We start from the raw sequence: 24,314 nt of genomic DNA, 5'->3' as shown, positions 1-24,314 counted from the left end.
AGTGTTGAGGGCGCTGAAAGACGAAATTCCACCGCAAGTGGGAGAAACAAATCAGTAGATTTCTATTCCCAGCAGAGAGAAATTCAATAGACGAGGGACGCTGGTTCATCATTGTACTCGCGAGTTAGATCTCCCCATCATGGAACGTGAATGGGCTGGATGGGCCTCAATGGCCGGGCTGCTAACAAGCGGAATCCAACATTGTTCCCGGCTAGCAGCGACGGCGCCTGAACGTAAATGTGCAGAAGGAATTCAGGCAGAAAGGCATGGTCGAAGCGCTTTCTCAACCGCATTTAGAACGGCGCTCACGGAAATAAATTGCGCCGCTAACATATGTCATTGCAGGCCTAGTTTGCGGAGCTAAAGTGAAAAACTCAGGCGGCCCGGAAAAATCTGCGGCATAGACCGATCAGAAGAAATTCTTCGCGCTGAAATTCAGGGAGAACAACTATGGGGAGACACCTCGCCCAAGCTCCATCAACTGTGTCTATTTTTAGCGTAGCAGATGAATGGCAGGTCTCGGTTGGTGAGAGCGGCCGGGAAGCCGTTTTTTACTTCATGCAGGAGAATTGCGCCAAATCGTTTGCAACGAGCCAACGCTCTAGGTTGGAGCTGTCGAACTCAGTCCCACCTGTCCCAGCCAATACCAACGCCATGATTGTGGACTTGATCCCGGCGCTGCGCGCTTTTGCACGAACCTTCTACAGGGATTCGTACGACGCCGACGATCTCGTCCAAGAGACTTTGACCAAGGCGATCGACAACATATCACTGTTTGCGCCCGGTACCCGACTTAAGTCCTGGCTCTTCACTATTATGCGCAACACCTTCCTCACCAAGGTAAAAAAATATAATCGAGAGCGCCCTGGGGACGCCGACTGCGTCTCACTTGAAGGAAAGAGCAATCCTGCCCAGGAGTGGAGCCAAGCCGTGTACGAGGTGGAGGCTGCAATGCTCCGCCTGCCTCAAGATCAGCGCGAGGTTCTCGTCCTCGTCGCAATTCTTGGAACAGGTTACGAGGAGGCAGCTACAATATGCGAATGCGCAGTGGGAACAATTAAAAGCCGTCTTAATCGTGCCCGGGCCGCCCTGCTCTTCGAATTAGGGGGGGGTACTGTCGCAGAACTGCTCGCCTAGTCGTCGTGCGCACTCGAACTTGAGTTCGAGAAAATTTGTCGCCGCGCTGCGAGTTAGAATTGTTTGTCGCGCTGGCGGCTCCTGGTCATTCAGTAGCAGGCGATGAAATCCTCAAGAACAGCCTGGCAAACTTCGCATTCGAAAATTACGAAATTGCCGCCTACAACTCCCTCATCGTCCTCGCCGAGGCGGGTGGGTTCTCACAGGCCGTCGACATCCTGAAGCAGAATCTCGCTGAGGAAGAAGCAATGGCTAAGTGGCTACAGGACAACCTGCCGGACGTAACGCTGCAGTTTGCCCAACTGCGTGACGCCCGGGTGTCGGCAAAAATCTAGATGCCGACACGATCCCGGCGGAGGCTCACGGCTTTTGCTTACATCCCATATTGACCTAGAAGCGCGGCCCGACATTTTGGCCAGCCATGTCGGGTGGCTGTTGCGAGGCAATGAGCGGTCCGACGGAACCGAGTAACGGTCATACTTGTTATCGTGCGGGCCCAGCGATAGCGCATCGAGGATCTGGACACTGGGAGGCCTGTACCTCTTTCCACCTCACGCGAGGAGTGGAGAATGATCGCCTCAGAGCGCATGCTTTCCAAGCTCGATCTGCTAGTTGAGTTGACTGATAAGGAGCGGACTGCTGTGCAGGCACTGCCCTTTCGCATCAGCCGCCAGCCAGCCAAGGCCGACATCGTTCGGGAAGGCGACTGGCCTTCAAGCAGTTTCATCATCCTGGAGGGCTTTGTCGCGACCTCCAAAAACACTGGGGAAGGCGCCCGGGCGATCACCGCTCTACATGTCCCTGGCGACATGCCCGACCTGATGAGCCTGCACCTTCCGGAAATGGATTGCGACGTGCGTGCCATAACCAATTGTGTACTTGCCTTTGTCGAACACGATCAACTCCGAACGCTGTGCCGGGAATATCCCCGGCTCCTGCACGGCCTGTGGAAAGGCACACTGATAGAGGCAGCCGTATACCGCGAAAGCGTGGTGAACATCGGGCATAGGTCGGCACTGGCTCGGCTGGCCCATTTCTTCTGTGAGATGATGATCCGAACCAACGCCAACCAGCGGAAGGCAAGGGCCCATTTTCCGCTTCCGCTTACCCAAACAGATCTGGCCGACATTACCGGCATGTCCACCGTTCACGTTAATCGAAGCTTGCAGTCCTTACGGGCTACCAACGCAATCTCCTATGATCAGGGACAGGTCATTATTCACCGTTGGGAAGAGCTGTTGTCGATGGCCGACTTTAACCCGGCCTATTTGCACTTGCCAGAAGAGGCCTTGACGATAGGAACAGATGGACACCTAAAAAGTTTGGCGCCCAAAGGTGGTGCCTGACACATGCCCCGATTTTTCTTTGACTTTCACGATTCCCACTTACCGCCTTCTCGGGACGACATTGGGCTTAGCCTGGAGTCCCTTGCACATGCAAAACATGAAGCTGCCCTCGCATTGGTCGGTTACGGCGCAGAGGTGGTGGGTGAATTTGAAGACCGGCAGTTGCGGATCACCATCAGAACGCATAGCTGGCCGGTAGCGGAGATCACTTGCGATATTATGGTGAATGAGCTTGCCATACCACCGTGACAGCTCTCGAGGCGTCCGTCTGCACGGTTGGGCTTAGATCGGTTTCCGGCCTTGCGAGTACCCGCCCGTAGAGATGTCTGTGCTCGGAAGACCCTTCAGCCAACCCGATTTGAGCTCCAGCGAAGCTTGAAATATGTATGACCCTGTGTCATCCCGAACCTTAACACAAAACACATGTTGAGGTCCGTCCGCAGCTCTTCTTGCGCGATCGATGGAAGGGCTCGAATGGCTTCATCTCGAACCGCTTGTTCGGTAAGCAATTCCAGTCCCACCTCATCAACGGTCAATTTGCCATTATCTTCGATATCGAAAAAGTAGCGAGGCATCCACGAAATTCTCTGCGAGGCATCTGCAACTTCGGCCTCGCTATTGGTTCCAAACTGATCGCTCGAGGGACAACGCCCCTATCCGCGCGGCCACCGTTTGCCGCTGCCGCCCGGCTACGGTCGCAGGTCAGTTCTTGCCAGTCTTTGGACGCTCATCAGACATCCCTGCGCCTTTCCTCAGCTCTCGGGCTTCGCGGAGGAGCGAATTCAATTCAAACGCGAGATCACGGATCAGCGCATGCGCTTGCTGCTCGGTGACGCCGGTTTCTCTGCAGATATTGGGATGAAAAGCTGCATAGCTGATCTGATCTGGACGCGATCACTGGCGGTATACAATCATCGGCCGCAACAGAGTGACCAGGGTGCTTGGAGAAGAGAACGCGCGCGGTACCATGCCGGGGTGATACCGTCGATTGTTGCCCCGCCCCACGAATTCCGGCTGCCTCTCAGCCATCTGTTTCGACCACAAAGCTCGGAATCACCCGGTTAAGCGGCCGGGATCTTGAGTTGTCCGCTGCTGGGCAGCGCGCGGGATTTTTGTTTAGCTCGGAACAACGCCTCCTTCTGCCGGTTGGGAGCTCCCAACCAAGGAGCAAAATCATGAAGGTTTTTTTTGCAGCTTCAATTGCTGCCGCCGCGTTTTCCGCCTCCGCACTTGCCCAGGACGCCAATGCGGTCACTACGCCGCAGGAATTCGTGAACATGGCGACGGTTACGAACATGTTTGAAATCGCTTCCAGCAAGGTCGCTTTGGACAAGGCGAGCGGGCAGCCGACGAAGGATTTCGCTCAGCACATGATCAATGACCACTCGAAGGCCGCGGACGAATTGAAAGTGGCGGCCGACGCCGAAGGCGTGAAGGTACCGACTGCTTTGGATGACAAGCACAAGGCAGATCTCGACAACCTGGCCGGTTCCACAGGCAGCGCTTTCGATCAGTCCTATCTTGCCGAACAGTATGCCGCGCACGAGGAGGCGGTAGCTCTGTTTACTACCTATTCGACGAATGGCGCCCCAGGAGCGCTGAAGGAATTCGCGGCGAAGACGCTCCCTACGTTACAGTCTCATCTGAAAGACGTTCAGCAGCTCGCTACGGCTAAGTAACGCAGGTAGCAGGGGCGGTGATGACGCTCTACTCGAGCCGCTTCAGCGAACAAATGGAAGCCGTCACTCTCGCTGAAGTGCTCGACGGCTGGCGGCGCTGAGCAGACTTCTGAGAGATAACGGTTTCACGGTCGTTCTCACGCTGATCTTTCTCATCAGCATCGGCGGCATGGTCATTTCGGGACACGCGTCCCACAACAACGAGCTATGGGGAGGCCACAATTCTCTCAACGGCCGTACTTGTCGTTCTTTCTATCTTTCTCTGGCCCAAGGGCTCGCCCGAATCTAAGCCAGTTGCGGCACCTAATGAGAAGACAGGGAGCGAATAGAGGTAAGCATGGCCCGTGGGACGTTGTAGATGCGAGGACTCGAAGCTTGATCCCGCCGCACGAGCAGCTGCCGGTAAGTTTTTTCATGCATCCCTCGCGGAGAGCGCGTGTTCGATGGGGGCTCAGCGCTTCGCCGAGCCAGGTTGCCATTTTGCGGTGTTGTTCGGCGAGCATGCCGGCGGGAGTGATGTTTGCCACGGCCGACTGAATCTTGTTTTCAGGCCGCTGACAATGTCGCCATCCCCCCCCCCGCATCATGGCGTCCCATCCGGACTTCGCCACATCCGATGGATCATCTTTCTCTTGCTGGCCGACCTTGGTGTCCAACATCTCGGCGCGCTCGAAAAAGCGGGTTTCGGTGGCGGCCGGCATCAAACAGGTCACCGTGACTTCTGTGTCTTTGAGTTCATTGCGGAGCGCAAATTCGAAGCTGTTCACGAAGGCTTTGGTGCCATTGTAGACCGCTTGAAACGTCCCCGGCATGAAACCAGCGATTGAGCCCGTCAGTAGTATTTTCCTCTTCTCGGCAGCACGCATGTCACGCCCGACCTTTTGCACAAGGTAGACGGTACCAACGATGTTTGTATCGATGACATGCCTGGCCTTATCGAAGTCTTCATCGAGAAACCCGTGCCGTAGGCCACGCCCGGCATTCGCTATCAAAAGTTCGATCGCTCGACCGGGTGTTGCGTCGTACAGCTTGTCGACGCTTCAAGCGTCGCGAGATCGGCTTCCACCGCCACCACGCTCGCCCCCATGGCTTCGAGCGTGTGGGCCGACGCCTGTATTTCGGGCTCGTCAGCCGCGATGACAAGGTCGTAGCCGTTCCGTGCGGCAAGCTTAGCGAGCCGAGCCCGATACCACTGGAGGCACCGGTCACGATCGCAAGAGGGCGTGGCGTGTCTGACATTGGAATCTCCACCGCTAGGGCTTGAGGACGACCTTGATGCAGCCATCCTTCTTATCGTTAAACGTCTTGTAGAGATCCGGCCCTTCTTCGAGCGAGGCCTGGTGAGTAATGACAAACGACGGATCGATGTCGCCGTCTTCGACCAGCTCTAGCAGCTTGGGCAAATAACGTTGTACGGGCGTCTGACCCATTCGGAAGGTTAGGCCGCGATTGATCGCGGACCCGAAAGGGATCTTGTCTAAAAAGCCTCCGTAGACGCCCACGACTGAGACCGTGCCGAAGTTGCGTGTGCAGTGAATCGCCTGCCGCAGCACATGGGGACGATCGGTGCCCATGAATGTCGCGACCTTTACGCGGTCCACCATCGCATAGAAACTGGAGTTGGCCAGCGGTTCCGTGCCGACTGCGTCTATGCAGGCGTCGGCGCCGCGGCCCTTGGTAAGTTCCTGGATTCGGTCGTAGACATCCTCGTCGAGAAAATCGATCGTGATCGCGCCGGCATTACGTGCGAGTGCAAGCCGCTCAGGAACTGTATCGATCGCAATGACCCGCTCCGCCCCTAGCAGGAATGCACTGCGGATGGCCATCTGGCCGACAGGCCCGCATCCCCATATCGCAATGGTGTCGCCTTGCTGGATGTTGCAGAATTCAGCGGCCATGTAACCCGTCGGGAAAATGTCGGAGAGGAAAAGGACCTGCTCGTCGGTCAAACCCGAGTCAACTTTGATAGGCCCGACATCCGCGAAAGGGACCCGGAGATATTCGGCCTGACCGCCTGGAAAGCCGCCGAGCAGATGCGAATAGCCAAACAGACCGGCGGGCGAATGCCCCCACATCGTCTCGGCTTTCTTCTTGCTCTTTGCGGGATTGGATCGCTCGCAGCCTGAGTAGAAGCCGCGCTTGCAGAAGAAGCATTCGCCACAGGCAATGGTGAACGGCACGACCACGCGGTCGCCGATCTTCAAATTTGTGACTTCGGAGCCGACCTCGACGACCTCGCCCATATTCTCATGGCCAAGGACGTCTCCGCTCTCCATATCCGGAATGACCCCGTTATAGATATGCAGATCCGACCCACAAATCGCACAGGATGTTATCTTGATGATTGCGTCGGTGGGGGCTTCCAGCTTTGGATCGGGAACGCTTTCGCAGCGGATGTCGTGTTTGCCATGCCATGTAAGTGCGCGCATCTGAGCCTCGGTGATTTGAGGCGCCAACCACCCTGCGAGGCGTTTGTTCCAGAGTTTGTTTGTCGGCGTCGTTGCAACCAATGACCGGCAGCTACCGGCAAGGCGCGAAATTACATTGTTAGAAATGTTCGATCGCGCTCGGGAACAATCAAATCTCCCTGGTGTTCGGCGCACGTCTTGTGGAGGAATCAGCTATGTTTTTACGCGTCGACAAGTTGCAAATTGAACTACCACCGCCTGCAACGCAGGACCCAAACGCAGCCGCTGCCGTGCAGGAGCTACTGGGTGGCAAATATGGCGAAATGTCCACCTTGGGTAACTACCTTTTCCAGAGCTTCAACTTCCGCTCGAAGAGCAAGCTCCGGCCCTTCTACAGCCTAGTCGCCGCAATTACCGCGGAAGAACTCGGCCATGTCGAACTGGTTAGCAATGCGGTCGCTATGTTGAATAACGGTCCAGATATTCCAGGCCGGGATCAGGAAGATCCAGCCGACATCAGTGGGGCACCATACGAAACTATGAAAGACGCTCGGCTTGCGTCAGCATTTTTGTCGCATGCCGGAGGCGCTGTTCCGGTTGACGGGAATGGGTTGAGTTGGAACAAGGATTTCATCACGACGACCGGCAACGTCATCTTCGACCTCCTCCACAACTTCCACCTGGAGTGCGGCGCCCGACTGCACAAACTCCGCGTGTACGAAACCGTCTCTGACCCGACCGGCCGCGAAGTGTGTGGATACCTCTTGGTGCGCGGCTCTGTCCATGCCCACGCTTACGCGCTCGCCCTGAAGAAAATCACTGGCGTGGAAATCGAGAAGATGCTGCCTACGCCAAACATTCCCTTGCGCAACATACCCGAATGCCAGAAATATCTGGAAGAAGGTTCGCACCGTCGCCTCTACACATTCAGTCCGCAAGACTATGCAGAGATTGCTTCGGTCTGGGGGAATGGAGAAGTGGCCCTTCCAGATGATCCCCCCGGCGAGCTCGAGGTTGTCGAAGGCATGCCAGACGGTGGCAAGATACAGGAGCTGGTTGGTGAGCCGTCCGCGTTCACGCCTGATTATGCTCCTGAGGAGATGTTTGAGATCGCGAGCAAACTTTATAAGGCGTCTCGCTAGCTATCTCTTTGACGCTTTGTACGATGGCGACCGCCGCCTTGCAGGCGCCGTCGCATCATATGCGCGTTATGTTGAAGTAGCGGATGAAAACCCGTTCTTGAGGGAACTGTCTCTCATACGACGGCCTTCCCGTTATTCCCGATCGAGCCTGTCGGTCATCACCTCGAAAACGAGGATGTCTTCGGAGCTTGACGCATCTCCCTGCCGCCACAGACCCTCTACTGCACGTAGGTAGTGACGCCATTGAAACGCCGCGCGAGCTCCCCTTCTCATACCCAGTCGAGAGTGGGCATCACGTCCCTCAGGAAGCCCTTACACCGCTAGCATTGGCGCTCAACTCATTCTTCTCGCAAGACTAGCGGATGAACATCCTGGAACTTTTACCGTTGACAGCGAGTTCGGACGGATGAGGTGCTGGCGATGAAATGGTGTCGCAGTCTGGCAGCCGAGTTATGCCCGACGTGGCATGGTCGTCGGCTGCTCAAGTCAAAGCTCGATCCACTGAGCAGGCTGCAGCAACCCATATCATCTGTAAAACTGGTCAGAAACTCTAACAGGCCTGAGGCCAAGCCCCGCCTAAACGGTTCATGCTGATGCGTCTCAAGTCATATACTGACTGGGTGCTTTGGCTGTCTGAGAAAAGTCGGAGGGCCAAGCGCGGCGCAAAGTCGAGCGCGCCTAATGCCAACTTCGCACCGCGGGATTCCAGGGACTCTCCGTCGCGAAATCCCAACGACACCGACCATCGATACCCGACGAGAACTCGAGGAGGCAATACAGATGGCGAAGATTGAGAGGCAAGTTTTTCATTCCATCCTGACCAAGAAAGATGGTTGGGTGGTTCTGCTCGACAAACAAGTGGTATCAAAGCACGATACGCAAAAGGAAGCCGAGCGAGCAGCCATTGACGAAGCTCGCGCGGCCTACGATGACGGTGGCCTCGGCCAAGCGGTTTTTCATAAACTCGATGGCACCATCCGCGAAGAGCGGACTTACGGAAACGATCCTGAGAAGACGCCCGGCTGATGGCTTCTTACGCTCGGATCGGCCTCGAGCCGTTCGTCAATAAGGCCATCTGCCAACGCTGCATGTCGGGTGGGAGGCGCAGTGCAGATGGTCAACGCGGACTGTCCCGCTGACCATATCAGCCGGTTCATCCCTGCTTTGGTTCGCCGAGCCTCTCCCGGACCGTCTCTTCTGCCTTCGTGGCGGCGCCACGGACAATATCGCTCACTTTCTCAGCTATAGTCCCTTCGTCCCGTAGACCATTGTCTGCTTCCTCCTTTAGGCTTTCGTAGGTTTTTCCGGCGACCGTCTTCGCTTCTTCCAACCCTTCCTGCATGACTGCTTTGGCCTGCCCGCGAAGATCTTCGCCAACGGGACCGAGTTGTTCGGTCTCGAGTTCGGTTTTAGGCAAGAGAGCTCCTGCTACTGTGCCCATCACAAGCCCGACGGCAGCCAGAATGAGAGGCTCGCCTCTCACTGCTTCGAAAGCACTCGCGTTTACGTTTGAGGCAATCCCCTGGGCGCTATTCGTTGCCGATACCGCTGCATCGCCAATCCGGCCGGCAACGTCTTGCAACACGTTTCCTCCCTCTTCGCCGGGGGCCGATGAAGTATCTTTGGGATCCTGGTAATGCTCCCCCTCGCTCATACGCATGCCTACGTCGTCGGACGCGCGACTCGCCCGCGCTACCTTAAAGCTAGTTGTCACTGGCGGCCCGAGCGTCAGCCAAGCCAATCCGGTGGCGATCAAGGCCAATGGCAGAGGATTATCGCGAACTTGGCTCTTGAGATTGTTTATCGCAGCTGAGGTGTCGCCGCCTGAGAACATCCCAGCAAATTCATCAATAAGCTGTCCAGGAGTCATCTTCTGCCGGATAGCATCCGCGGTTTCTGTAACGTGTGCGCGCACAGCTTCGGCCTCGCGCTCAAGTTCTGCTGCCGACTGAATGGTCATTTAAATTGCTCCTTTACGGCAGCAGCATCTCTCTTAAGCTGCTGTTGAGTGCGGTCGGGATTGAGTTCAGCGGGATGCATAGCTGCCGTTCCAGTGCGTAGAAGGACAACTCCGAGGATGGCGACGAGAACACCTACCAAAAGAGATGACCAACCCGCACCGAGACCTGCCTGCGCCAGTGCAATCACCAAAGCCTGCAGAAGTACTATCAGCGCCGCCAGAAGACAGATGGCGCCGCCCAAGACTTCGATTGCGCCGGCCCCTGCTTGACTGGCTTTCTCACCTAATTCAGCTCTTAGAAGTCGGCTCTCCGTTTGCACGAGGCGTGTAACCTGTTGGGCAAGATCACCGACAAGTGTAGCGAGGTTTCTGTCATCAGAATTTGCGGGCATCACACACCTCCCGCTTTCTCTGTTTCCGTGGAAGGGCCCCCTGTCGGCTGAGGGGAGGAACTTTTCGCAATCCGACCGATGGCCAAGCCAGCGATCATCGAGCCGACGAATAGCGCGCCAGGATTGTCGCGGCCCATGGATCGAACTTCCTGCAGCACCTCCTCGAAACTCTTGTCCTTCAGTTTGCTTGAGAGGCGCTCAAGCCCACCAGCTGCGTCTAGAACTAATTTTGAGACTGATTTTTGGTCGCCATTGGCGAGGTGTTCGCTCGCGGCTCTTAGTGCGCCCCCAAACGCTGATATGTGGGCACTTAGGTTCTGTTGCTGCTGCGTTGCCTGTTCAAACAGGGCACTTTTTGCCTCCGACGCGTATTCCGCCGCTTTCTGTTTGATATCGTCGCCAGCATCGTGGAGCGCTTCGGTAGCACTCTGCTTCTCGCGCGAAATTCTCCCGGCAATTTCTGATTTTGCTGTGTCGAAGCTCGGCGTGGTTTTCTCAGGTGCTCGCTGCATATCGACCTCCTAGTGGAGTCCCAAAAATGAAAGGATTGCCAGCACGACGACAACAAGGCCGATCAGATAGATGACTGCGTTCATGATGCGAGTTCTCCTCTGCGTCTCAACAGTGCGAAGGCGCAGATGTTCCAGCCGAAGTGAACGATTTTTTAGCTGGCGCTAAAATCGGCATTTGCCGGATGCGATGGACGAAAGTCCCAAGTTCCTCCCGGGGGAACTTCTAATGCCTGACTGGATTTCCTGGCAAAGGGAGATCCTCATGGCAAACCTAGGCAAACTAGCAATCGCTGCGCTCGGTATCTTGGCCTACCAGAACCGTGACAAGCTTGGTGAAGTGATCCGCAGCGGTTTACGGAGCGATCCGAATGATCCGCAGGGAGGCTTTCTTGATCGTTTCGCCGAGGGAACGTCGGGGACTCCTCTCGGCGAATTGCTGGAGCGGTTCAGAAGCACCGGAGCCGGGCAGAAGGTCGACTCCTGGATACGGCAGGGGCCTAATGAGCCGCTGGACGAGGGAGAGGTTGAAGCAGCGATAGACGACGAAACGTTATCTTCGCTTTCGATTCAAACCGGACTATCGAAACAAGAACTCGTGGCGAGGATCACCGGCGCTCTTCCCGCAGCTGTTGACAGGCTCTCGCCGGAAGGCGAGTTGCCCCGGCCAAAGGCTGTAACGCAACCTTCGCTTTTGGATGAAATACCACCACGCGACTGATGTTGCGGGAGTTACTCGCTTTTGTTCGCCCTGGCTTAATTTCTGATTTGGCGTTGTGCAGGGCGATACCGGACACTGCGTGGTGGCGTACGGCTATTATGCGGCAGCTGTGCTGCCTCAAGCCAGCCGTAGGGAGCCACCTCGCGTACGGCCGCAAGCGGACATACGGGGAGCGCCGCTAAAGAAGGACGGCCGCACTTTTGTATACGAGGTGTAGGGCGGCGGCCTTGACGCGGAACAATCCTCTATAGGACGGTGTTCGGCTGGTCTCTCAAACCTAAGGAGACCACTATGCCTACCGACAACGGCCTTCAAACCCTCTTCCTTGATGGACTTAAAGACATCTATTACGCCGAAAATCAGATTCTGAAAGCGCTGCCGAAAATGGCAGAGGCAGTCGCGACGCAGGAGGTCACGGACGCATTCGAAAAACATCTCTCGGAAACGGAAGCTCAGGTTGAACGCCTGAAGCAAGTCTTCGAAATCTTGGGCCAAGAACCGAAAGGCAAGGAGTGCCCAGCAATCGATGGCATTATTGCTGAAGGCGAAGAAATTATCGAACAGCACGAGGGTACAGCAGCAATCGACGCGGGGCTCGTTGCGGCGGCCCAGGCCGTAGAGCACTACGAGATCGCCCGTTACGGCGCCCTCGTCGCATGGGCCGGTGTGCTCGAACTTTCGGATGCTGCTGAGATCCTCCAGGTGACGCTCGAGGAAGAGGAAGCGACAGACGAAGCCTTGACCGAATTAGCGGATGGTGGCGTCAATCAAGCCGCCCTCGGTGAAAGCGAAGTGGAAGAAGAAGACGCGGAGGACGAGAGCGAGGTGGAGTCGGAACAGGACGACGCTGCACGATAGCTCTGCGCTTCACCACAGACGTCGCCATGCACCCAGCACGGCGACGCCTTGTTTTCGTCAGGTATAGGAAGTCGCGTTACGGACGCCCGATCGACCACCTATCCAAGCAGCGCCTGCGCCAAGCACGAGCCCAATAAACGCGAAAATAGCGCCCATCGAAGTGGCTGAGGCGGTTGCGCTCGCTGCGTCAGTAGCGGTCTGCTTAGCCGCCTCGACCTTATCGCGATATTGCTTTTCTATGTTTGCGACTTGCTGTGTTGCCTGATCTAGCGGTATTCCGCGAGCCGTTGAAAGAGCTTGGGCGGCCTGCTGACGCGCTGTCGCAGCGTCTGCTTCCTCACCCATCATCACGGCTCTGATCGAGTTTACCGCTGCATTGTTAAGCGCCTCGGGATCCGTGCCGGTTGCCCGAACTTGCGACTCCAACGCGTCAAGCGGATTAGACTGTGCTATCGCTGGCGCGGCGGCTGTGGCGACGGTCTGACCGATACCGCCCACGGTAGTTGCGACGCCGGATAGGGTCCCACCAACGATAGTACCAATCGTCGTGGTAAGGAAATACAACACCAGAAGCGTGGTCATCGCCCAAGTGGTTAGACCGTGATAGCCACCGGCAGTTTCGTGGGTCTTTCCCGACATCCTGCCGGCAACGAAGCCGCCGATGTAGGCTGCAACAATGCCTGAAACGACGTACCAGACGCCGGCGATTATTGAAAAAGTCGACGCGTCGGGATTGTCGGATGTGCCCGGGTCGAGGGTTGCAATGCCGATGCCCGCACCAAGCATGGTGAGTAGCACCTGCACGACTAACGCCACGACAACGCCGGCAAAAATGGCGCCCCAACTAACCTTATTGATGAGGATTGCATGGGCTTCTCCCGATAGTGAGTTGGCGCCGAGGTCAGGTGTATATGCTGTTGGCCGATCGAGGTTGGTCATGGTCAGTCTCCAGTTGCCTTGCCGTCTTGACAAAGCTGGCGGCCTAACCACCGAAGCGGGATCAGGTTCCTTGAGACAAGCAGGTCTACAGGAACATGTTGCGGCTGCCGAGGTTGGGTGGTGCTAGCGATCGGCGCTTGGTACTAGTTGGTAAGCAGGGCGAATTGCTATGGTCGAGACCAATTTCTCCTCCCCCGTACACGTTCTGGTCGAAATGGGTTTCCGGTTCAGGTCCGCAGCGTGATTGATGCGATCCAGTTCCTGGACGCCCAACCAACACACGCTCGGGATGAGGCTTACTACGCAACATGCAGCGCGTGCCACGAGGCGCTATGCGGGGCTATCTCGACAGGTGAGGCGCGTGACGTATTTTGTGCGCTTATGCGGCGCCGTGGCTTGCTGCAAACTTGAGTAGTCATCAGCGAGGTATTCAAGAGTAATCTTTCGATGAAAGGGCTCTACACTTTCCGCGCCTTAATCAAAATGATCATCTGATAAGCTGGGTCATGCGCGTCGAGTTCGCCGACGGTCAACTCTGAGTCGGCAAGGCCTTCCAGGAAGGCGATTGCAGATAATACGTTGCCGCAGCTGGCCACGGAAACGTGGTTCTTCAAGAACACTTCCGAAGCCACCCTGGCAGCGGAATTCACGGTGAATGCCCAATACCAACTTTCATTCCATCCGTCATAAGCGATCTGGGAGATGCCCGGCGCCGTACACAGCAGGACGCCGTCGGGCTTGAGTATCCTATGCAGAGTCCTCATCGCTGACGGGAGGTCATAAATAAGGTTGAGGGTTTGCGTGGCTATTATGCAGTCAAATGAGTTGCTCTCTAATTCGCTCCCGTTGGCCAAGTCTGCAACGAGCGTAGTTCCCTCAATACCCGAGTGTAGATTCAAGACGTCACTTCGAATTACGTTGACGCCAAATCTTTGAGTATATGTATTATCACCGATTTCCAGAACCCGACCCGTAATTAAACTGGCCTCGAAAGCGAGAAATTTTTCGATATAGTACCTATCGATTGGTCGTCCCCTATCTAACCCATATGCCCTACTAATAGGGGACACGTTGCGGAGATCACCGAAGCGGACACTACCTACGTCGGGGACGCCGCTCCGCTGTGGGATTCTCGTATGTCCGACTCGTGCGGCCTGCAATAGATCCTTCGTCGTCTCGGAATCGTCGGCGCCCGTTTCAGGAAATTGCTGTTTGTGAACCATGTCCGTTTTGTATGCGGCACCCCTGGCGGTATCGCCCGGCGAAGGTTCCAGAGCCTCGGCGCCGGGCTCCGAGCGTTGAAGGCGATTTGATCGATCAGGCCTCTGGTGATTGCTCATCAATTTTGTCCATGTATTCCCAAAAGACGCCTCAGGTTGTTCCTCGTCCTTCCAGTCAAGAATTTCTGCCCCAATGACCGGCAGTGTTCTATTCGCTTCATCGTCTCGCGGTTGGCCCTCTTGATACTCAGGCGGTCGGGTGAGGGAGCACCTTGATGTTACCGTGGGCGTCCGGACGCTTTGCCAATTGGCGAAATACATCGGCGGTTAGCTTGGCGGACTGCCTGATATCAAACAATGCCGCGGCTCTATCTGCGGTTGCTTGAGACATGCGGTTCAAAAGATGAGGGTGCCCTATCAAATGGGCCGCAGCCTTCGCGACACCCTCCCAATCGGCAGGGAATTCACTTACGATCCCTGGCCATTCGTAAGTACCGATTACGAACCCGGTTTCGCCAGTTTCCAGAAGTTCCGGTATGCCTCCCACGCCGATGGCAACAGTCGGCACTCCGCATGCCATCGCCTCTAGTATCACTAGAGGCATCGCGTCCGATCGGGAAGTATGAAGCAGAAGGTTTAGCGAACTGTAGACTTGCTGGGGCGCAGCCCAAACCCCTGCTATGTGCACATGACCTGCTATTCCAGCGTGGTCGATGGCGTGTTTCAACTCAGCAAGCATCGGTCCATCTCCGACGAGCGCAAAGTGCACTGACGGATGCTCCCTTAAGATGGATTGGGCTGCTCTGACAAATTTATCAGGGCCTTTTTCCCAAGCCAACCGTCCGACGAAGCCGATCAGAAATTCCTCTGCTCCCACTCCAATGGCATTCCTGAATATCGACCGCTCGGAGGCTCCTGGATGAAAAGTGGTAAGGTCCACGCCGTTAGGAACAAGAGCGAGACTTTCCAGCGGAAGGCCAACCGCCACTGCCTGCGACCAGGCTTCACGGCAAACGAGGATGAGATGTGAGTTGGTAAGGCGCGCGACGCTGATTTCTTGCGGGTGCAGACTCATCCCATGCATTGTCGCCACGGTCGCGGTGTTCATCAGCGCCCCCGCCAAGGCCCCTACCGTGTGAGCATTCATTAGGTGGGCATGAACAATATCGACGCGATGCTTGCGAACGAGGCTGCATATCATTTCAATTGAACGCCACGGCGGATCGTCACGTAACGCCGCGATGTAAACTGTTAATCCCTGCTCGCGGAGAAGGCGTGTATAGGCACTTTCAAAAGGACAGAGAACGGTAACTTCGAACTCCGCCACTGGGAGGTTGGCGATAAGGTTGCGGACGTAACTCTCCATACCTCCCACTATCGCATTACCCAGAACCTCAAGGATGTGAATTCTGTCAGGCTTGTCTCGCAGAACTGGAATGGTTGTAAATCCCGATGCGTCCACGAAAGTCAGTCCCCAATCCCGAGCCAGCTTGCAGCGGTACCCGACATGATCCTTTGCCGCGCGCCGGCGTCTACCGACAGCTCGTCAAAAAGGGCCGATACATCATCGATCGCCGAGCGAATGTGCTCGCCAGGGCAAGGCAGGAATCGGTCGCTGCCAAATTGGATTAAATCCGCCCCGAGCACCTCAAGTGCCTTGCGCAATGTCTCCGCCCGGTAGGCAGGTGGAGAACCGAACGAGATGTCAAAACGAAACTGACTGGCGTCAGCTTCTACGCCGTTTATGCGATCAATCAAGCCAACCGCATTGGCCTCGTCACACCACGGCCAACCAAGGTGGGCAAGGGTAACGCGAAGTCCAGGATGATCGCGAACCGCTTCATAGAAGGTAGGCCTGCAGAAGCGTCCGGACTTGCCGTCGATAAAGATGCCGCTGTGGAAGAGGATCGGAAGATTAAATCGCGCTGCGACTTCGTAAACCCTGTGTGCGCAATCGTCATAGGGATACCAGCCAGTGGGCACCATCTTCAGTCCGCGTATGCCCGGCAGCGAGGCGGCTTCTTCCAAATCGAATGGCGCTTCAGCGTGGAGCGGATTTACGACCGCGAAGCCGCAAAGGCGATCGGCGTGACCGGCTATCAACTTAGAGAGATAGCGGTTTCCGTCACGAAGCGAGTTGCGGTTGAGGAGCGAATACGGCGCTGTAAGAAAAGGAGCTAGTATCACGCCGAAGTCGATGTCCGCGCGATCCAGGGACTCCAAGACATCCTTCGTTGTTTCGTGACCCGATGAGTGGAGGTGAGCGTCTATAATCACATAAGTTTTCCCGTTCGTAGCTCCTAACCTCCGATAAGCGCCTGTGTTCCATACGTTTGAGCGACGCATCTACGCTTACTCATTCGCTTGGATATCGCTACGACAGATGCTAGCGCACTTACTCCTGAACACGTCCTTCTCAGCAGGGTCGAACACCCGTCCTTGTTAAGGCGTTTCTACCCGCGCGGAGGGCCTTCCCCAGGCTCGGGCAGGAACTGGCTGATGTGCACCAACACTTCTCACGAGACTAGTTCCACCGTGGCAATGATCAGAATGACCAAGACCACCCCCAAGATCAAAGGCAAGAACGGGGTGGAGGACGACCTTTCCTTCTGATCATCAATGGGTCGCATAGCATTTCCATGCGACGCTGCGTTGACGCGGGGCAAAGGCCCCGGAGCGTCTCTAGCGACAGACATCTCCGAATGGTCAGTGGCGGACCCGGCTTCAGCATCCGTCTCCATTGGCGCAGCGGCCGGGTCGAACCCTGGGGTTTTGTCTTCCGCCAGGCCTCGATCGACTGCTCCTCGGTGTTGTGTTGCCGTAACTACCCTGCGACCGTCCGACATTGACGGCTCCATTCACTAACCGGCCCCAACCTAAGAACCGCAGACATGTCCTTCTGGGCTGTAACGGGCTGGCAGTGGACGGTGAGAGCCATCTAATTTTGCTATGCGTCGTGTGGCCCGCAGCGGGGTTTTTCTCTAGTCGCTCATTGAGAACGCATCCGTCGCGTTATACGACCGCCATAGGGTCGACGCGAAACTGCCAGCTCATGGCAAAATCAGAGCAAACCGGACGGGCCGGTATCGGCCCCCATGCAGATATCCGCCTGTTCCGCATCGGATGTTATGCGACTTCGGCGAGATGGCCGCTTAGCGCCATACTTCGGCGTTCACATCGTTACGGTCATTTCCTGAAGCAGCACACTTGCCAACTAGCTCGATCTTCGCAAGATCGACATTCAGGTCGAAATCACACGACATTTGCAGCGTCTAGAATGATCTGAGCATGCAGCGGAGCGGGCCGAATTGACGCCATTGGCAGCTAAAATATTCAGGATGGGCGATGAATCGACCCAGCGCGCATTGACGGCGTCACAGTTCTTGGAGTGCTCGGCACTGACGTCGATGGCTCTTGAAATGCGCGGCGCTGACCCTTCAGACAGCGGGTTCAGTGCGAATGCGCAGCTGCCTGCGCCCCGCACCTTCATAGAAGCGATCATCAGAGGAAAACGCATCGCTTTTGCCTGCCAGGAGCGGGAAGTGGACGGAAGAGTGTCCGTAAACTGCATAGCCGAGCAGGATGAGGGGAGGATTGCAATTGCGTGGCAGGCGGCGTTTGTGCCTGGCTCAGACGAGATAGTTCTCGGTGATGAAACAATTCCGTCAGAGAGCAAGACCGGTAGTGCTTTCGCTGGTCTGGTTCTGGTTGAAAAATTTCTATGTATTATCAATCAATCGGGCCTAGCAGACTTGCGACCACACGATACCGATAAAAGGGTAATGCGTCTTGCAGCGGAGCGCGGCCTCGAACCGCCGCAGCTCAAATGGTATCAATGTCACATCAGGCCCGGTGTCCATGGGACTGGGGTCAGTAATGCTAAAGTCGAGCATCGCGAACACCAACTGCACTATGTTCGAAAGCACCTAAAGCCCTCTCTCGGGCCCGACCGGTGGATTGATGGATATTGGCGTGGCAACGCAGACCTTGGTATCCACCTCAAGAGCTACATTGGCCACCCCTCCAAGCACGTCGCTACCGGACATGCCGATGGCGAACCAAGCGAAGTCCGGGCCGCGAGCCAGAGAAAACTTGATTGAGCGCGAGGCCGCACGCATTTTTGATAGTCGTCCCCTCCAAATGTCTGAGATATTGCCTTGGGCTCATCTAGGTATCTCGGCCAGGTACGGAGCACAGTAGGCGAACCTTCGCTCTCTAACTTGTTTTCATTGAAATTCCCCGATCCTGCGAACTATCATTCACGCGGGAGGGGCGAAAGCATGCGTGTTCGCAGAATTACCATTCGAAATTTCAGAGGCGTTTCCGAAGGCGTTGTCGATCTTCCAGGACACACGCTGATTGTCGGCGACAATAATGTCGGCAAGTCGACTTTGTGCGAAGCGCTCGACCTCGCACTCGGAACCGAGCGGCTTTTCAAACGCCCGATTGTCGATGAGCATGATTTTCACAACGGCGACTACCTCCGAGCCGACAAGAAGCCGGTCGTCATTCAAATCGAAGTCGTTCTGCTGGGACTCTCGGAAGAACATCAGCGCACGTTGCTTTCAAAGACGCGCCCCTGGAGTGAGTCGAAAGGCGGCTTTGTTGATGTGGAAGGCGCAACGCCCGCAGACCTTGATGGCGCGGACGTCGTGCGCGCTCTGCCCATCGTTTTCATGGGTTGGTACGATCGCAAGCTCGATGATTTTGAGGGCAAGACATATTTCTCGCACCCCGCCTCCGCCAAACACGAGGAGGACGTTCAGCACCCTGGTGATGGTCTGGAGCCATTCGGACGCGAATGGAAACAGAAATGCGGATTCATCTATCTGCGAACCCTAAGGACGGGCCGCCGCGCACTCAGCCTCGAACGCGGATCCCTCCTCGACACGATATTGCGGCTTGGCGACACCGGCCGCGAATCCATGTGGGAAGACACAATCCTGCGGCTCAGGGAGTTCTCAAAGCCAATCGGATCGATTGCGCAGCTGAAGAAGATCCGCGAGCAGGTGCAAGAGCGGATGCAGCGATTCATCGGGATCGCCGAGACCGATGACGCCACCGCGTTTTTCGCCTCGGACCTGACGCGCGAAAACCTGCGCGAAGTCGTGCAGTTCTTCATTCGATCGAAGGGAAGCGATTACGCCGTCCCATTCCATCGGCTCGGCACAGGCTCCATCAACACGCTTGTGTTCGCACTGCTCACGCACATCGCAGATCTTCGCGGCAACGGTTCCGTCATCTTCGCGATGGAAGAGCCAGAGATCGCATTGCCTCCGCACACGCAGCGCCGCGTGACGCGCTATCTGCGCTCGAGGATGGGACAGGCTATTGTCACCTCCCACTCGCCCAACGTTATCAATGAATTCGATGTTGGTGAGATCCTCGCCATCGGCCGCTCTGAAACACATGTGCTCAGTGCGACGCCGCTACCCAAAGAAGGTGTTCGCTACAAAACAATCCGCCGGCACAAACTGCAGCTCTCCGATGTCGTGCTCTCCCGAGGGGTTATTGCGGCAGAAGGCGAGACGGAGGTTGCCGCATTAATGGTTACGTCAGAGGCCTTGGAGACATTGGCCGGTCCAGGCAGCTACGATCCGCTCGATCTTACAGGTATCACGCTCTTCGACGCCGGCGGCCAAGGCGATGTCCCGAAATGGGGCCCGGTTTTCTCAAGCCTGAACAAACGCGCTTTCGCATTCCAGGACAAGCCAAAGACGAAGTGGACCGAAGAGCAGAAGGAAAAGCTGGGGCTGTTTGAGGTGAATGTCGAGACGTCGTATACCGGCATCGAAGCGCTCCTTGCTGAAGAGGTGGCCGTGCCAGCGCAGCGCCGCTTCCTGAGGGAAGTATCGACCTGGCCGGAGTATCGATCTGCGCCCGGCACCATCGCTGCAACGACGCCCGATGCGGATGTCCGGGCCAAGACCAAAGCTGTTCTAATCGACCACAAGGGCGGCGTCTTCGCGCGCCACCTTATCGAGAAGTGCCAAGCGAAAGACGAGCTTCCAAAGACAATCGTCGATTTTCTTATCGATGTGTATCAGAGGACGAAGCTTCCGCCGCTCGGCGATGACGCCCCAGAAGACCGTGGAAGCAAGGACGCTGATAAAGAGGAGACAGATGATCCGCAGCCTCTAACTGGCACGGGCTGATGCTTTTTGAGCTCGACCAGAAGCGCAAGGATCTCATCGATGAAAAAGGCCATGTCCTTGTGCTCGGAGGACCGGGCTCGGGCAAAACCACACTTGCGATTCTCAAAGCGCAGACTCTCATTCTAACCTTCAAGCCTGGCCAGAATGCGTTGTTCCTGAGTTTCTCGCGCGCTGCCGTCCAGCAAATCCTCTTGCGGTGCAAGGAGATCCTATCCAGCGAGCAGATGAAGCGCATCGAGGTTCGCACATACCATTCCTTCTGCTGGGAACTGCTTCGAGCCCATGGGCAAGCGCTGCGTGGGTTTCCCCTCGTGATGATGACTCCTGGGGCGGAAGGAGTGCTGCGCACCCAGTTCACCGGCGATTGGGGAGCAGAACGCCGAAGGCTTCTTGATGAGGAAAGCCGCGTATCCTTCGAAGCCTTTGCACACGCAGCCGCTCGTCTGCTGGAGGAGAGCAAGGCGCTCCGCCATGGTATCGCCGATCAATACCCATTCGTTATTCTCGATGAGTTTCAGGACACGGACAACGATCAGTGGAAGCTCGTGCGGGCGCTAGCAGGAGCGACCCAATGCGCCTTTCTCGCAGATCCCGAGCAACGGATTTACAATTTCAGACCGGGCGTTGATCCGGAGCGGCTGAACATCCTGCGCACGGAGTTCACGCTCAAGGAAGGCGATCTCCAGGACGACAATCACCGGAGCAAAGACTCAGATGTATTGCGCTTTGGAAATGCGGTGGTTCGCGCGGTAGCGCCCACACCGGCTTGCCGCGATGTTGCGCAGAGTGCGTATGCACCCATCGACAACATCTTCAAAGCGGCAGTCCTGTTTTACGTCCGGCAGATGTTCATCGATCTGCGTAAGCGCGGCATTGCCGAGCCTACGGTCGCGGTCCTCGCACCAAGCAACGATCTAGTTATCCAGGTTTCCGATGCGCTCTCGGCACGCCGGAGCTACGCGAAGATGGCATGTGGGCCGCTCTCTCACGAAATCGCATGGGATGCAGAACTCTCCGCCTCAGCCGCACTGTGCATCGCTCGCCTGCTGGAACAGCGATCCGATTTTTGCGCGTCAACTCGGAAAGCATCGCTCGCGCAGGCGGCAGAGTTCTGGTTGCAAAGCAAAGATTGGTGCGAGCAGCACAACCGCACGGGTGCGGCCACGAATGGGACGCGGGCGAGCGCGCTTCAGGCTGGGGCGAGTGCAATTGATGCGGGCAAGACTATTCGTTCGGGCGCTGCGCAGCTTGTCGCTGATTGCGCTCTGCCGTTGAGCGGTGATCCTGTCACCGACTGGAACGCATCGCGCGCCGTGCTTGGGGGGCACAAGGACCTAAAGGAGATCGCCCAACAATCACGCATGGTCGGCATGACGACCGCGGGCGACCCGATCGCTCGCGCTCTGAGCGATATCTGGGCGGCATCCGGCAACTATTCCGGCGCTTATCGCGCCGTTGCGGCAATCCTTGAGCAGCAGCGACTGATAGGAGCGGAACGGCCGCCGCGCGGCTGCATGGTCATGACGCTTCATAAGTCCAAGGGGAAAGAGTTCGATGGCGTTGTCATTGTCGAGGGACACAGGGGTGGAGAGATTTTGCGGCCAAGCGAGGCTCCGCATTTTGCGGACAGCAGAAGGGTTCTTCGCGTGGGCGTGACAAGGGCGCGTCACCGCGTCCGCATCCTGCGCCCGCAAGGTGCGACCTCGCTTTTCGAGAACTAGTGCGATGTCCTGGGATCAAAAGAACGTTCCGCACAAAGGCTGGATCTGCGATTTCGTCACCGATCTCGGCACGCCCGATGGTCGCTGCGCAATGTGCGGACGCGAGGAGATCCGCTTCGTTCATCACATGTCGCATGAGGACTATCCAGAAGGGCTCGACGTTGGGTGCGTGTGCGCAGAGAAGATGGAAGATGACTATGTCACCCCGCGCCGCCGCGAGCAGGATCTACGAAATGTTGCAGCTCGCCGAAAGCGTTGGCTCTTGCGCAAGTGGAAAATCTCGCAGGCCGGAAACCCGTATCTCAAGACCGATGGCTTTCACATCGTTATCTTCAAGCAGGGCGATGATTCGTGGGGTGGGAAGCTGACGGAGGTCGAGACCGGCTTTTCGGTTACGAACAAACGGCGATACCGAAATGCTGACGAGGCAAAACTCGGCGCATTCGATGGAATGATCTTTCTAAAAAACAAGAGGAGCGCTTCGACGGCCGGCTCTACACGATAATCAGATACGTTCGTTCGAGTATGGAATCGGTGCTGAACGGCAGCTTGTCGCGACACCTGGCCGGTACCGGACGGTCTCTAGTTCGGTCCCATTCCGCCGGAATGAATCCTTTCGTCCACAGGTGGGCGGTAGAACTCGTTTGGGGTGGGGAGCTGTCGTTCTTGTATCTAGGTCTTAACTTCGTCTTACGCCACAAGCCGACATCCGCCTGCTATCGAGCGCAACTGAGACGCCCGATAGCCCACGATTAGTTGTTTGGTCTTGTCGGTAGAATATAGCCGGGCTAGCGTTCGACGATGAACAATACGATCCTCTCTCCTAGCCACTGAAGCTGGCGCGCCGCGATGAGCTTCCTGTCGTCCAGCGATGCGGGGAAGACTTGGCTTCTCAATTTCGACGAGACTGATCGGCCGCTCGCCAGCAAGCTTCTCGACAGCCTGTTGTTGGTGGGCGCCAGTGAATTCAGCGCTACGATGATTCGCATGCTCACCGCCCTGGCTAATAACGCGCGTGAGGCCAAAGAGTGCATCGCGTTGTACGCCGAACGCGAGGTTGCGGCGGTCGGGAGGGAAATTCAGCCCTACTTTCTTGGCAGCGGGTCAGGGCGGGCCACGGGGCCTGGTGTGGCCCCGGTCGCCGTGTCGTCTAAGAAACAAGACGTGGGGAGCGAGGGCATCGTCGCTGCTCTAATCTCCAAGTTCCGCTACGCTAATCCGGACGTAGTTCTGTCTCATCCAGGCCCCGACGACCTGCGACAAAGGCGTGTCCGAAAAATTGTCATCGTCACAGACTTCATAGGATCCGGAGGGCGCATCTACGAGATGCTTGAGGCATTCGCCAAAGTCGCCAGCATCCAGAGCTGGCGATCCTATGGACTGCTTTCGTTTGAAGTTGTGAGCTATTCGGCGGCCGAGCACGGAGTGCGAGCCGTCAAACAACATCGGCTGCAGCCCAAGGTCACTATCCACGCTGCCTGCCCAGTGGTCGACGAAGCCTTCGTCGGCGCTGAACTCGCGGCCATCCGCACGATTTGCGGGAAATATCCGCGCAAAGCCAAGTGGCCAATGGGCTTCGGCGCGACCGGCTCGATGATCGCATTCTCACATGGCATCCCCAACAATGCCCCCGCTATTTTTCACAGCTCACTCAATGGATGGCGACCGCTTTTCCGTGGACGGAGCACTCACATGACCGAGCTCGACCAGATTGCGGACACCTCCGATCACGTGGTCCAGCAATCTGCTGAACTCCTGGGCGTGAGAAACGCCCGGCGAATCCTGAGCTCCGCATCCGGAGAGCTTTGGACCCACTGCATGCTGGTCCTCCTTGCGGTGAAAAGCGGACTCCGTTCAGCCGAAAAACTATCGGCGCGAACAAAGCTGCCGATCGCGAGCGTGGCGGAAGTTCTGGCGATTGCGGCGACCGCCGGTTGGCTCTCTCCAACTGGCGGGCTCACTATTCTCGGACGGAGAGAGCTGCGGTGGCAAACGCGTTGGCATGGCGCCGCCGATATTGCTCTTCCCAATCCCGATATATACTTTCCGACGCAGTTGAGGGCTCCGTAGTGACGTCTAGCAATGCACCGCGAGAGTGGTGCCGGGCTTTCGGGCCTGGAATGCGGG

General features: G+C 56.6%; 21 protein-coding genes and 2 pseudogenes. 14 read left to right on the top strand and 9 right to left on the bottom strand.

Going from position 1 to position 24,314, the window contains the following annotated elements:
- The first annotated feature begins 450 nt into the window (after window positions 1–450).
- From D8676_RS18450 to D8676_RS27935, 5 genes and pseudogenes are all read left to right on the top strand, one after another.
- Entirely contained in the window at window positions 451–1,137 is a 687-nt protein-coding gene (locus D8676_RS18450; protein WP_348629022.1) for a sigma-70 family RNA polymerase sigma factor, read from the top strand.
- A gap of 59 nt (window positions 1,138–1,196) precedes the next feature.
- Window positions 1,197–1,472: a DUF892 family protein gene (locus D8676_RS18445; RefSeq protein ID WP_245426888.1), complete on the top strand. Its 276-nt coding sequence runs from the start codon at window positions 1,197–1,199 to the stop codon at window positions 1,470–1,472.
- Window positions 1,473–1,706: 234 nt separating this feature from the next.
- Entirely contained in the window at window positions 1,707–2,483 is a 777-nt protein-coding gene (locus D8676_RS18440) for a Crp/Fnr family transcriptional regulator (protein ID WP_121582564.1), read from the top strand.
- Window positions 2,484–3,658: 1,175 nt separating this feature from the next.
- The gene (locus tag D8676_RS18430; protein WP_121582562.1) at window positions 3,659–4,162 is read left to right on the top strand and encodes a DUF4142 domain-containing protein; all 504 of its coding nucleotides are present in this window, start codon (window positions 3,659–3,661) and stop codon (window positions 4,160–4,162) included.
- A gap of 212 nt (window positions 4,163–4,374) precedes the next feature.
- Window positions 4,375–4,491, top strand: a pseudogene (locus tag D8676_RS27935) (DUF6766 family protein); the annotation flags it as partial.
- A 122-nt stretch (window positions 4,492–4,613) separates the two neighbouring features.
- Here D8676_RS27935 and D8676_RS18425 read toward each other — a convergent pair.
- Together D8676_RS18425 and D8676_RS18420 are read right to left on the bottom strand one after the other, a co-directional pair.
- Window positions 4,614–5,401 (bottom strand): annotated as a pseudogene (locus tag D8676_RS18425) (SDR family NAD(P)-dependent oxidoreductase).
- A 14-nt stretch (window positions 5,402–5,415) separates the two neighbouring features.
- Window positions 5,416–6,591, bottom strand: coding sequence for a zinc-dependent alcohol dehydrogenase (locus D8676_RS18420; protein ID WP_121582561.1), 1,176 nt, complete (start codon window positions 6,589–6,591; stop codon window positions 5,416–5,418).
- 194 nt (window positions 6,592–6,785) lie between these two features.
- Between D8676_RS18420 and D8676_RS18415 the strand changes: the two genes are divergently transcribed.
- Both D8676_RS18415 and D8676_RS18410 read left to right on the top strand, forming a co-directional pair.
- Window positions 6,786–7,712, top strand: a complete 927-nt coding sequence (locus D8676_RS18415; RefSeq protein WP_121582560.1) for a manganese catalase family protein — start codon at window positions 6,786–6,788, stop codon at window positions 7,710–7,712.
- Between the two features lie 780 nt (window positions 7,713–8,492).
- Entirely contained in the window at window positions 8,493–8,738 is a 246-nt protein-coding gene (locus D8676_RS18410) for a DUF2188 domain-containing protein (RefSeq protein WP_121582559.1), read from the top strand.
- A 127-nt stretch (window positions 8,739–8,865) separates the two neighbouring features.
- On the opposite strand, the gene D8676_RS18405 is transcribed toward D8676_RS18410, so the two are convergent.
- Genes D8676_RS18405 through D8676_RS18395 form a run of 3 tightly spaced genes read right to left on the bottom strand, consistent with a single transcriptional unit; the run spans window position 8,866 to window position 10,576 of the window.
- Window positions 8,866–9,672, bottom strand: a complete 807-nt coding sequence (locus tag D8676_RS18405; protein ID WP_121582558.1) for a DUF3618 domain-containing protein — start codon at window positions 9,670–9,672, stop codon at window positions 8,866–8,868.
- Window positions 9,669–10,064 carry a phage holin family protein gene (locus D8676_RS18400; protein WP_121582557.1) on the bottom strand — a complete coding sequence of 132 codons (396 nt, stop codon included), beginning with the start codon at window positions 10,062–10,064 and terminating at the stop codon, window positions 9,669–9,671. The genes D8676_RS18405 and D8676_RS18400 overlap by 4 nt, the downstream gene beginning before the upstream one ends.
- On the bottom strand, window positions 10,064–10,576 hold the full coding sequence (locus D8676_RS18395) for a hypothetical protein (RefSeq protein ID WP_121582556.1): 513 nt from the start codon (window positions 10,574–10,576) through the stop codon (window positions 10,064–10,066). The genes D8676_RS18400 and D8676_RS18395 overlap by 1 nt, the downstream gene beginning before the upstream one ends.
- Window positions 10,577–10,802: 226 nt before the next feature.
- Between D8676_RS18395 and D8676_RS18390 the strand changes: the two genes are divergently transcribed.
- Window positions 10,803–11,294 (top strand): YidB family protein, encoded by a 492-nt coding sequence (locus D8676_RS18390; protein ID WP_245426884.1) that lies wholly within the window; start codon window positions 10,803–10,805, stop codon window positions 11,292–11,294.
- A gap of 291 nt (window positions 11,295–11,585) precedes the next feature.
- On the top strand, window positions 11,586–12,152 hold the full coding sequence (locus D8676_RS18385) for a ferritin-like domain-containing protein (protein ID WP_121582555.1): 567 nt from the start codon (window positions 11,586–11,588) through the stop codon (window positions 12,150–12,152).
- Window positions 12,153–12,209: 57 nt separating this feature from the next.
- Here D8676_RS18385 and D8676_RS18380 read toward each other — a convergent pair whose 3' ends face one another.
- From D8676_RS18380 to D8676_RS18360, 4 genes are all read right to left on the bottom strand, one after another.
- Complete coding sequence (locus tag D8676_RS18380; protein WP_121582554.1) at window positions 12,210–13,091, bottom strand: PhnA-like protein; 882 nt, start codon at window positions 13,089–13,091, stop codon at window positions 12,210–12,212.
- 458 nt (window positions 13,092–13,549) lie between these two features.
- Window positions 13,550–14,431 (bottom strand): methyltransferase domain-containing protein, encoded by an 882-nt coding sequence (locus D8676_RS18370; protein WP_183097147.1) that lies wholly within the window; start codon window positions 14,429–14,431, stop codon window positions 13,550–13,552.
- A gap of 127 nt (window positions 14,432–14,558) precedes the next feature.
- Window positions 14,559–15,773 carry a glycosyltransferase family 4 protein gene (locus D8676_RS18365; protein WP_147448218.1) on the bottom strand — a complete coding sequence of 405 codons (1,215 nt, stop codon included), beginning with the start codon at window positions 15,771–15,773 and terminating at the stop codon, window positions 14,559–14,561.
- 5 nt (window positions 15,774–15,778) lie between these two features.
- Window positions 15,779–16,534, bottom strand: coding sequence for an amidohydrolase family protein (locus tag D8676_RS18360; RefSeq protein WP_183097146.1), 756 nt, complete (start codon window positions 16,532–16,534; stop codon window positions 15,779–15,781).
- Window positions 16,535–17,619: 1,085 nt separating this feature from the next.
- Between D8676_RS18360 and D8676_RS27060 the strand changes: the two genes are divergently transcribed.
- The 5 genes from D8676_RS27060 to D8676_RS18325 all read left to right on the top strand — a co-directional run bounded on the left by D8676_RS27060 (window position 17,620) and on the right by D8676_RS18325 (window position 24,257).
- The gene (locus tag D8676_RS27060) at window positions 17,620–18,411 is read left to right on the top strand and encodes a hypothetical protein (RefSeq protein WP_147448217.1); all 792 of its coding nucleotides are present in this window, start codon (window positions 17,620–17,622) and stop codon (window positions 18,409–18,411) included.
- Window positions 18,412–18,591: 180 nt separating this feature from the next.
- Window positions 18,592–20,466, top strand: coding sequence for an AAA family ATPase (locus tag D8676_RS18340; RefSeq protein ID WP_121582546.1), 1,875 nt, complete (start codon window positions 18,592–18,594; stop codon window positions 20,464–20,466).
- Window positions 20,466–22,187, top strand: coding sequence for an ATP-dependent helicase (locus tag D8676_RS18335; protein ID WP_121582545.1), 1,722 nt, complete (start codon window positions 20,466–20,468; stop codon window positions 22,185–22,187). Before D8676_RS18340 ends, D8676_RS18335 begins: the two co-directional genes overlap by 1 nt.
- A gap of 4 nt (window positions 22,188–22,191) precedes the next feature.
- Window positions 22,192–22,692 carry a hypothetical protein gene (locus tag D8676_RS18330; RefSeq protein WP_210210734.1) on the top strand — a complete coding sequence of 167 codons (501 nt, stop codon included), beginning with the start codon at window positions 22,192–22,194 and terminating at the stop codon, window positions 22,690–22,692.
- 344 nt (window positions 22,693–23,036) lie between these two features.
- The gene (locus D8676_RS18325) at window positions 23,037–24,257 is read left to right on the top strand and encodes a hypothetical protein (RefSeq protein ID WP_121582544.1); all 1,221 of its coding nucleotides are present in this window, start codon (window positions 23,037–23,039) and stop codon (window positions 24,255–24,257) included.
- The last annotated feature ends 57 nt before the right edge of the window (window positions 24,258–24,314 follow it).

The organism is Mesorhizobium sp. YM1C-6-2 (genome assembly GCF_003666685.1).
Taxonomy (GTDB): domain Bacteria; phylum Pseudomonadota; class Alphaproteobacteria; order Rhizobiales; family Rhizobiaceae; genus Mesorhizobium_K.
Note: the sequence above shows the minus strand (reverse complement) of the source record. Positions and strands in the feature narration are given on the sequence as shown.

Coding starts and splice junctions, on each gene's coding strand:
- D8676_RS18385 (WP_121582555.1), top strand. CDS start 11,586: ATGCCTACCGACAACGGCCTTCAAACCCTCTTCCTTGATGGACTTAAA.
- D8676_RS18415 (WP_121582560.1), top strand. CDS start 6,786: ATGTTTTTACGCGTCGACAAGTTGCAAATTGAACTACCACCGCCTGCA.
- D8676_RS18405 (WP_121582558.1), bottom strand. CDS start 9,672: ATGACCATTCAGTCGGCAGCAGAACTTGAGCGCGAGGCCGAAGCTGTG.
- D8676_RS18390 (WP_245426884.1), top strand. CDS start 10,803: ATGCCTGACTGGATTTCCTGGCAAAGGGAGATCCTCATGGCAAACCTA.
- D8676_RS18410 (WP_121582559.1), top strand. CDS start 8,493: ATGGCGAAGATTGAGAGGCAAGTTTTTCATTCCATCCTGACCAAGAAA.
- D8676_RS18325 (WP_121582544.1), top strand. CDS start 23,037: ATGAGCTTCCTGTCGTCCAGCGATGCGGGGAAGACTTGGCTTCTCAAT.
- D8676_RS18370 (WP_183097147.1), bottom strand. CDS start 14,431: ATGAGCAATCACCAGAGGCCTGATCGATCAAATCGCCTTCAACGCTCG.
- D8676_RS18440 (WP_121582564.1), top strand. CDS start 1,707: ATGATCGCCTCAGAGCGCATGCTTTCCAAGCTCGATCTGCTAGTTGAG.
- D8676_RS18330 (WP_210210734.1), top strand. CDS start 22,192: ATGTCCTGGGATCAAAAGAACGTTCCGCACAAAGGCTGGATCTGCGAT.
- D8676_RS18395 (WP_121582556.1), bottom strand. CDS start 10,576: ATGCAGCGAGCACCTGAGAAAACCACGCCGAGCTTCGACACAGCAAAA.
- D8676_RS18450 (WP_348629022.1), top strand. CDS start 451: ATGGGGAGACACCTCGCCCAAGCTCCATCAACTGTGTCTATTTTTAGC.
- D8676_RS18340 (WP_121582546.1), top strand. CDS start 18,592: ATGCGTGTTCGCAGAATTACCATTCGAAATTTCAGAGGCGTTTCCGAA.
- D8676_RS18430 (WP_121582562.1), top strand. CDS start 3,659: ATGAAGGTTTTTTTTGCAGCTTCAATTGCTGCCGCCGCGTTTTCCGCC.
- D8676_RS18400 (WP_121582557.1), bottom strand. CDS start 10,064: ATGCCCGCAAATTCTGATGACAGAAACCTCGCTACACTTGTCGGTGAT.
- D8676_RS18335 (WP_121582545.1), top strand. CDS start 20,466: ATGCTTTTTGAGCTCGACCAGAAGCGCAAGGATCTCATCGATGAAAAA.
- D8676_RS18420 (WP_121582561.1), bottom strand. CDS start 6,591: ATGCGCGCACTTACATGGCATGGCAAACACGACATCCGCTGCGAAAGC.
- D8676_RS18380 (WP_121582554.1), bottom strand. CDS start 13,091: ATGACCAACCTCGATCGGCCAACAGCATATACACCTGACCTCGGCGCC.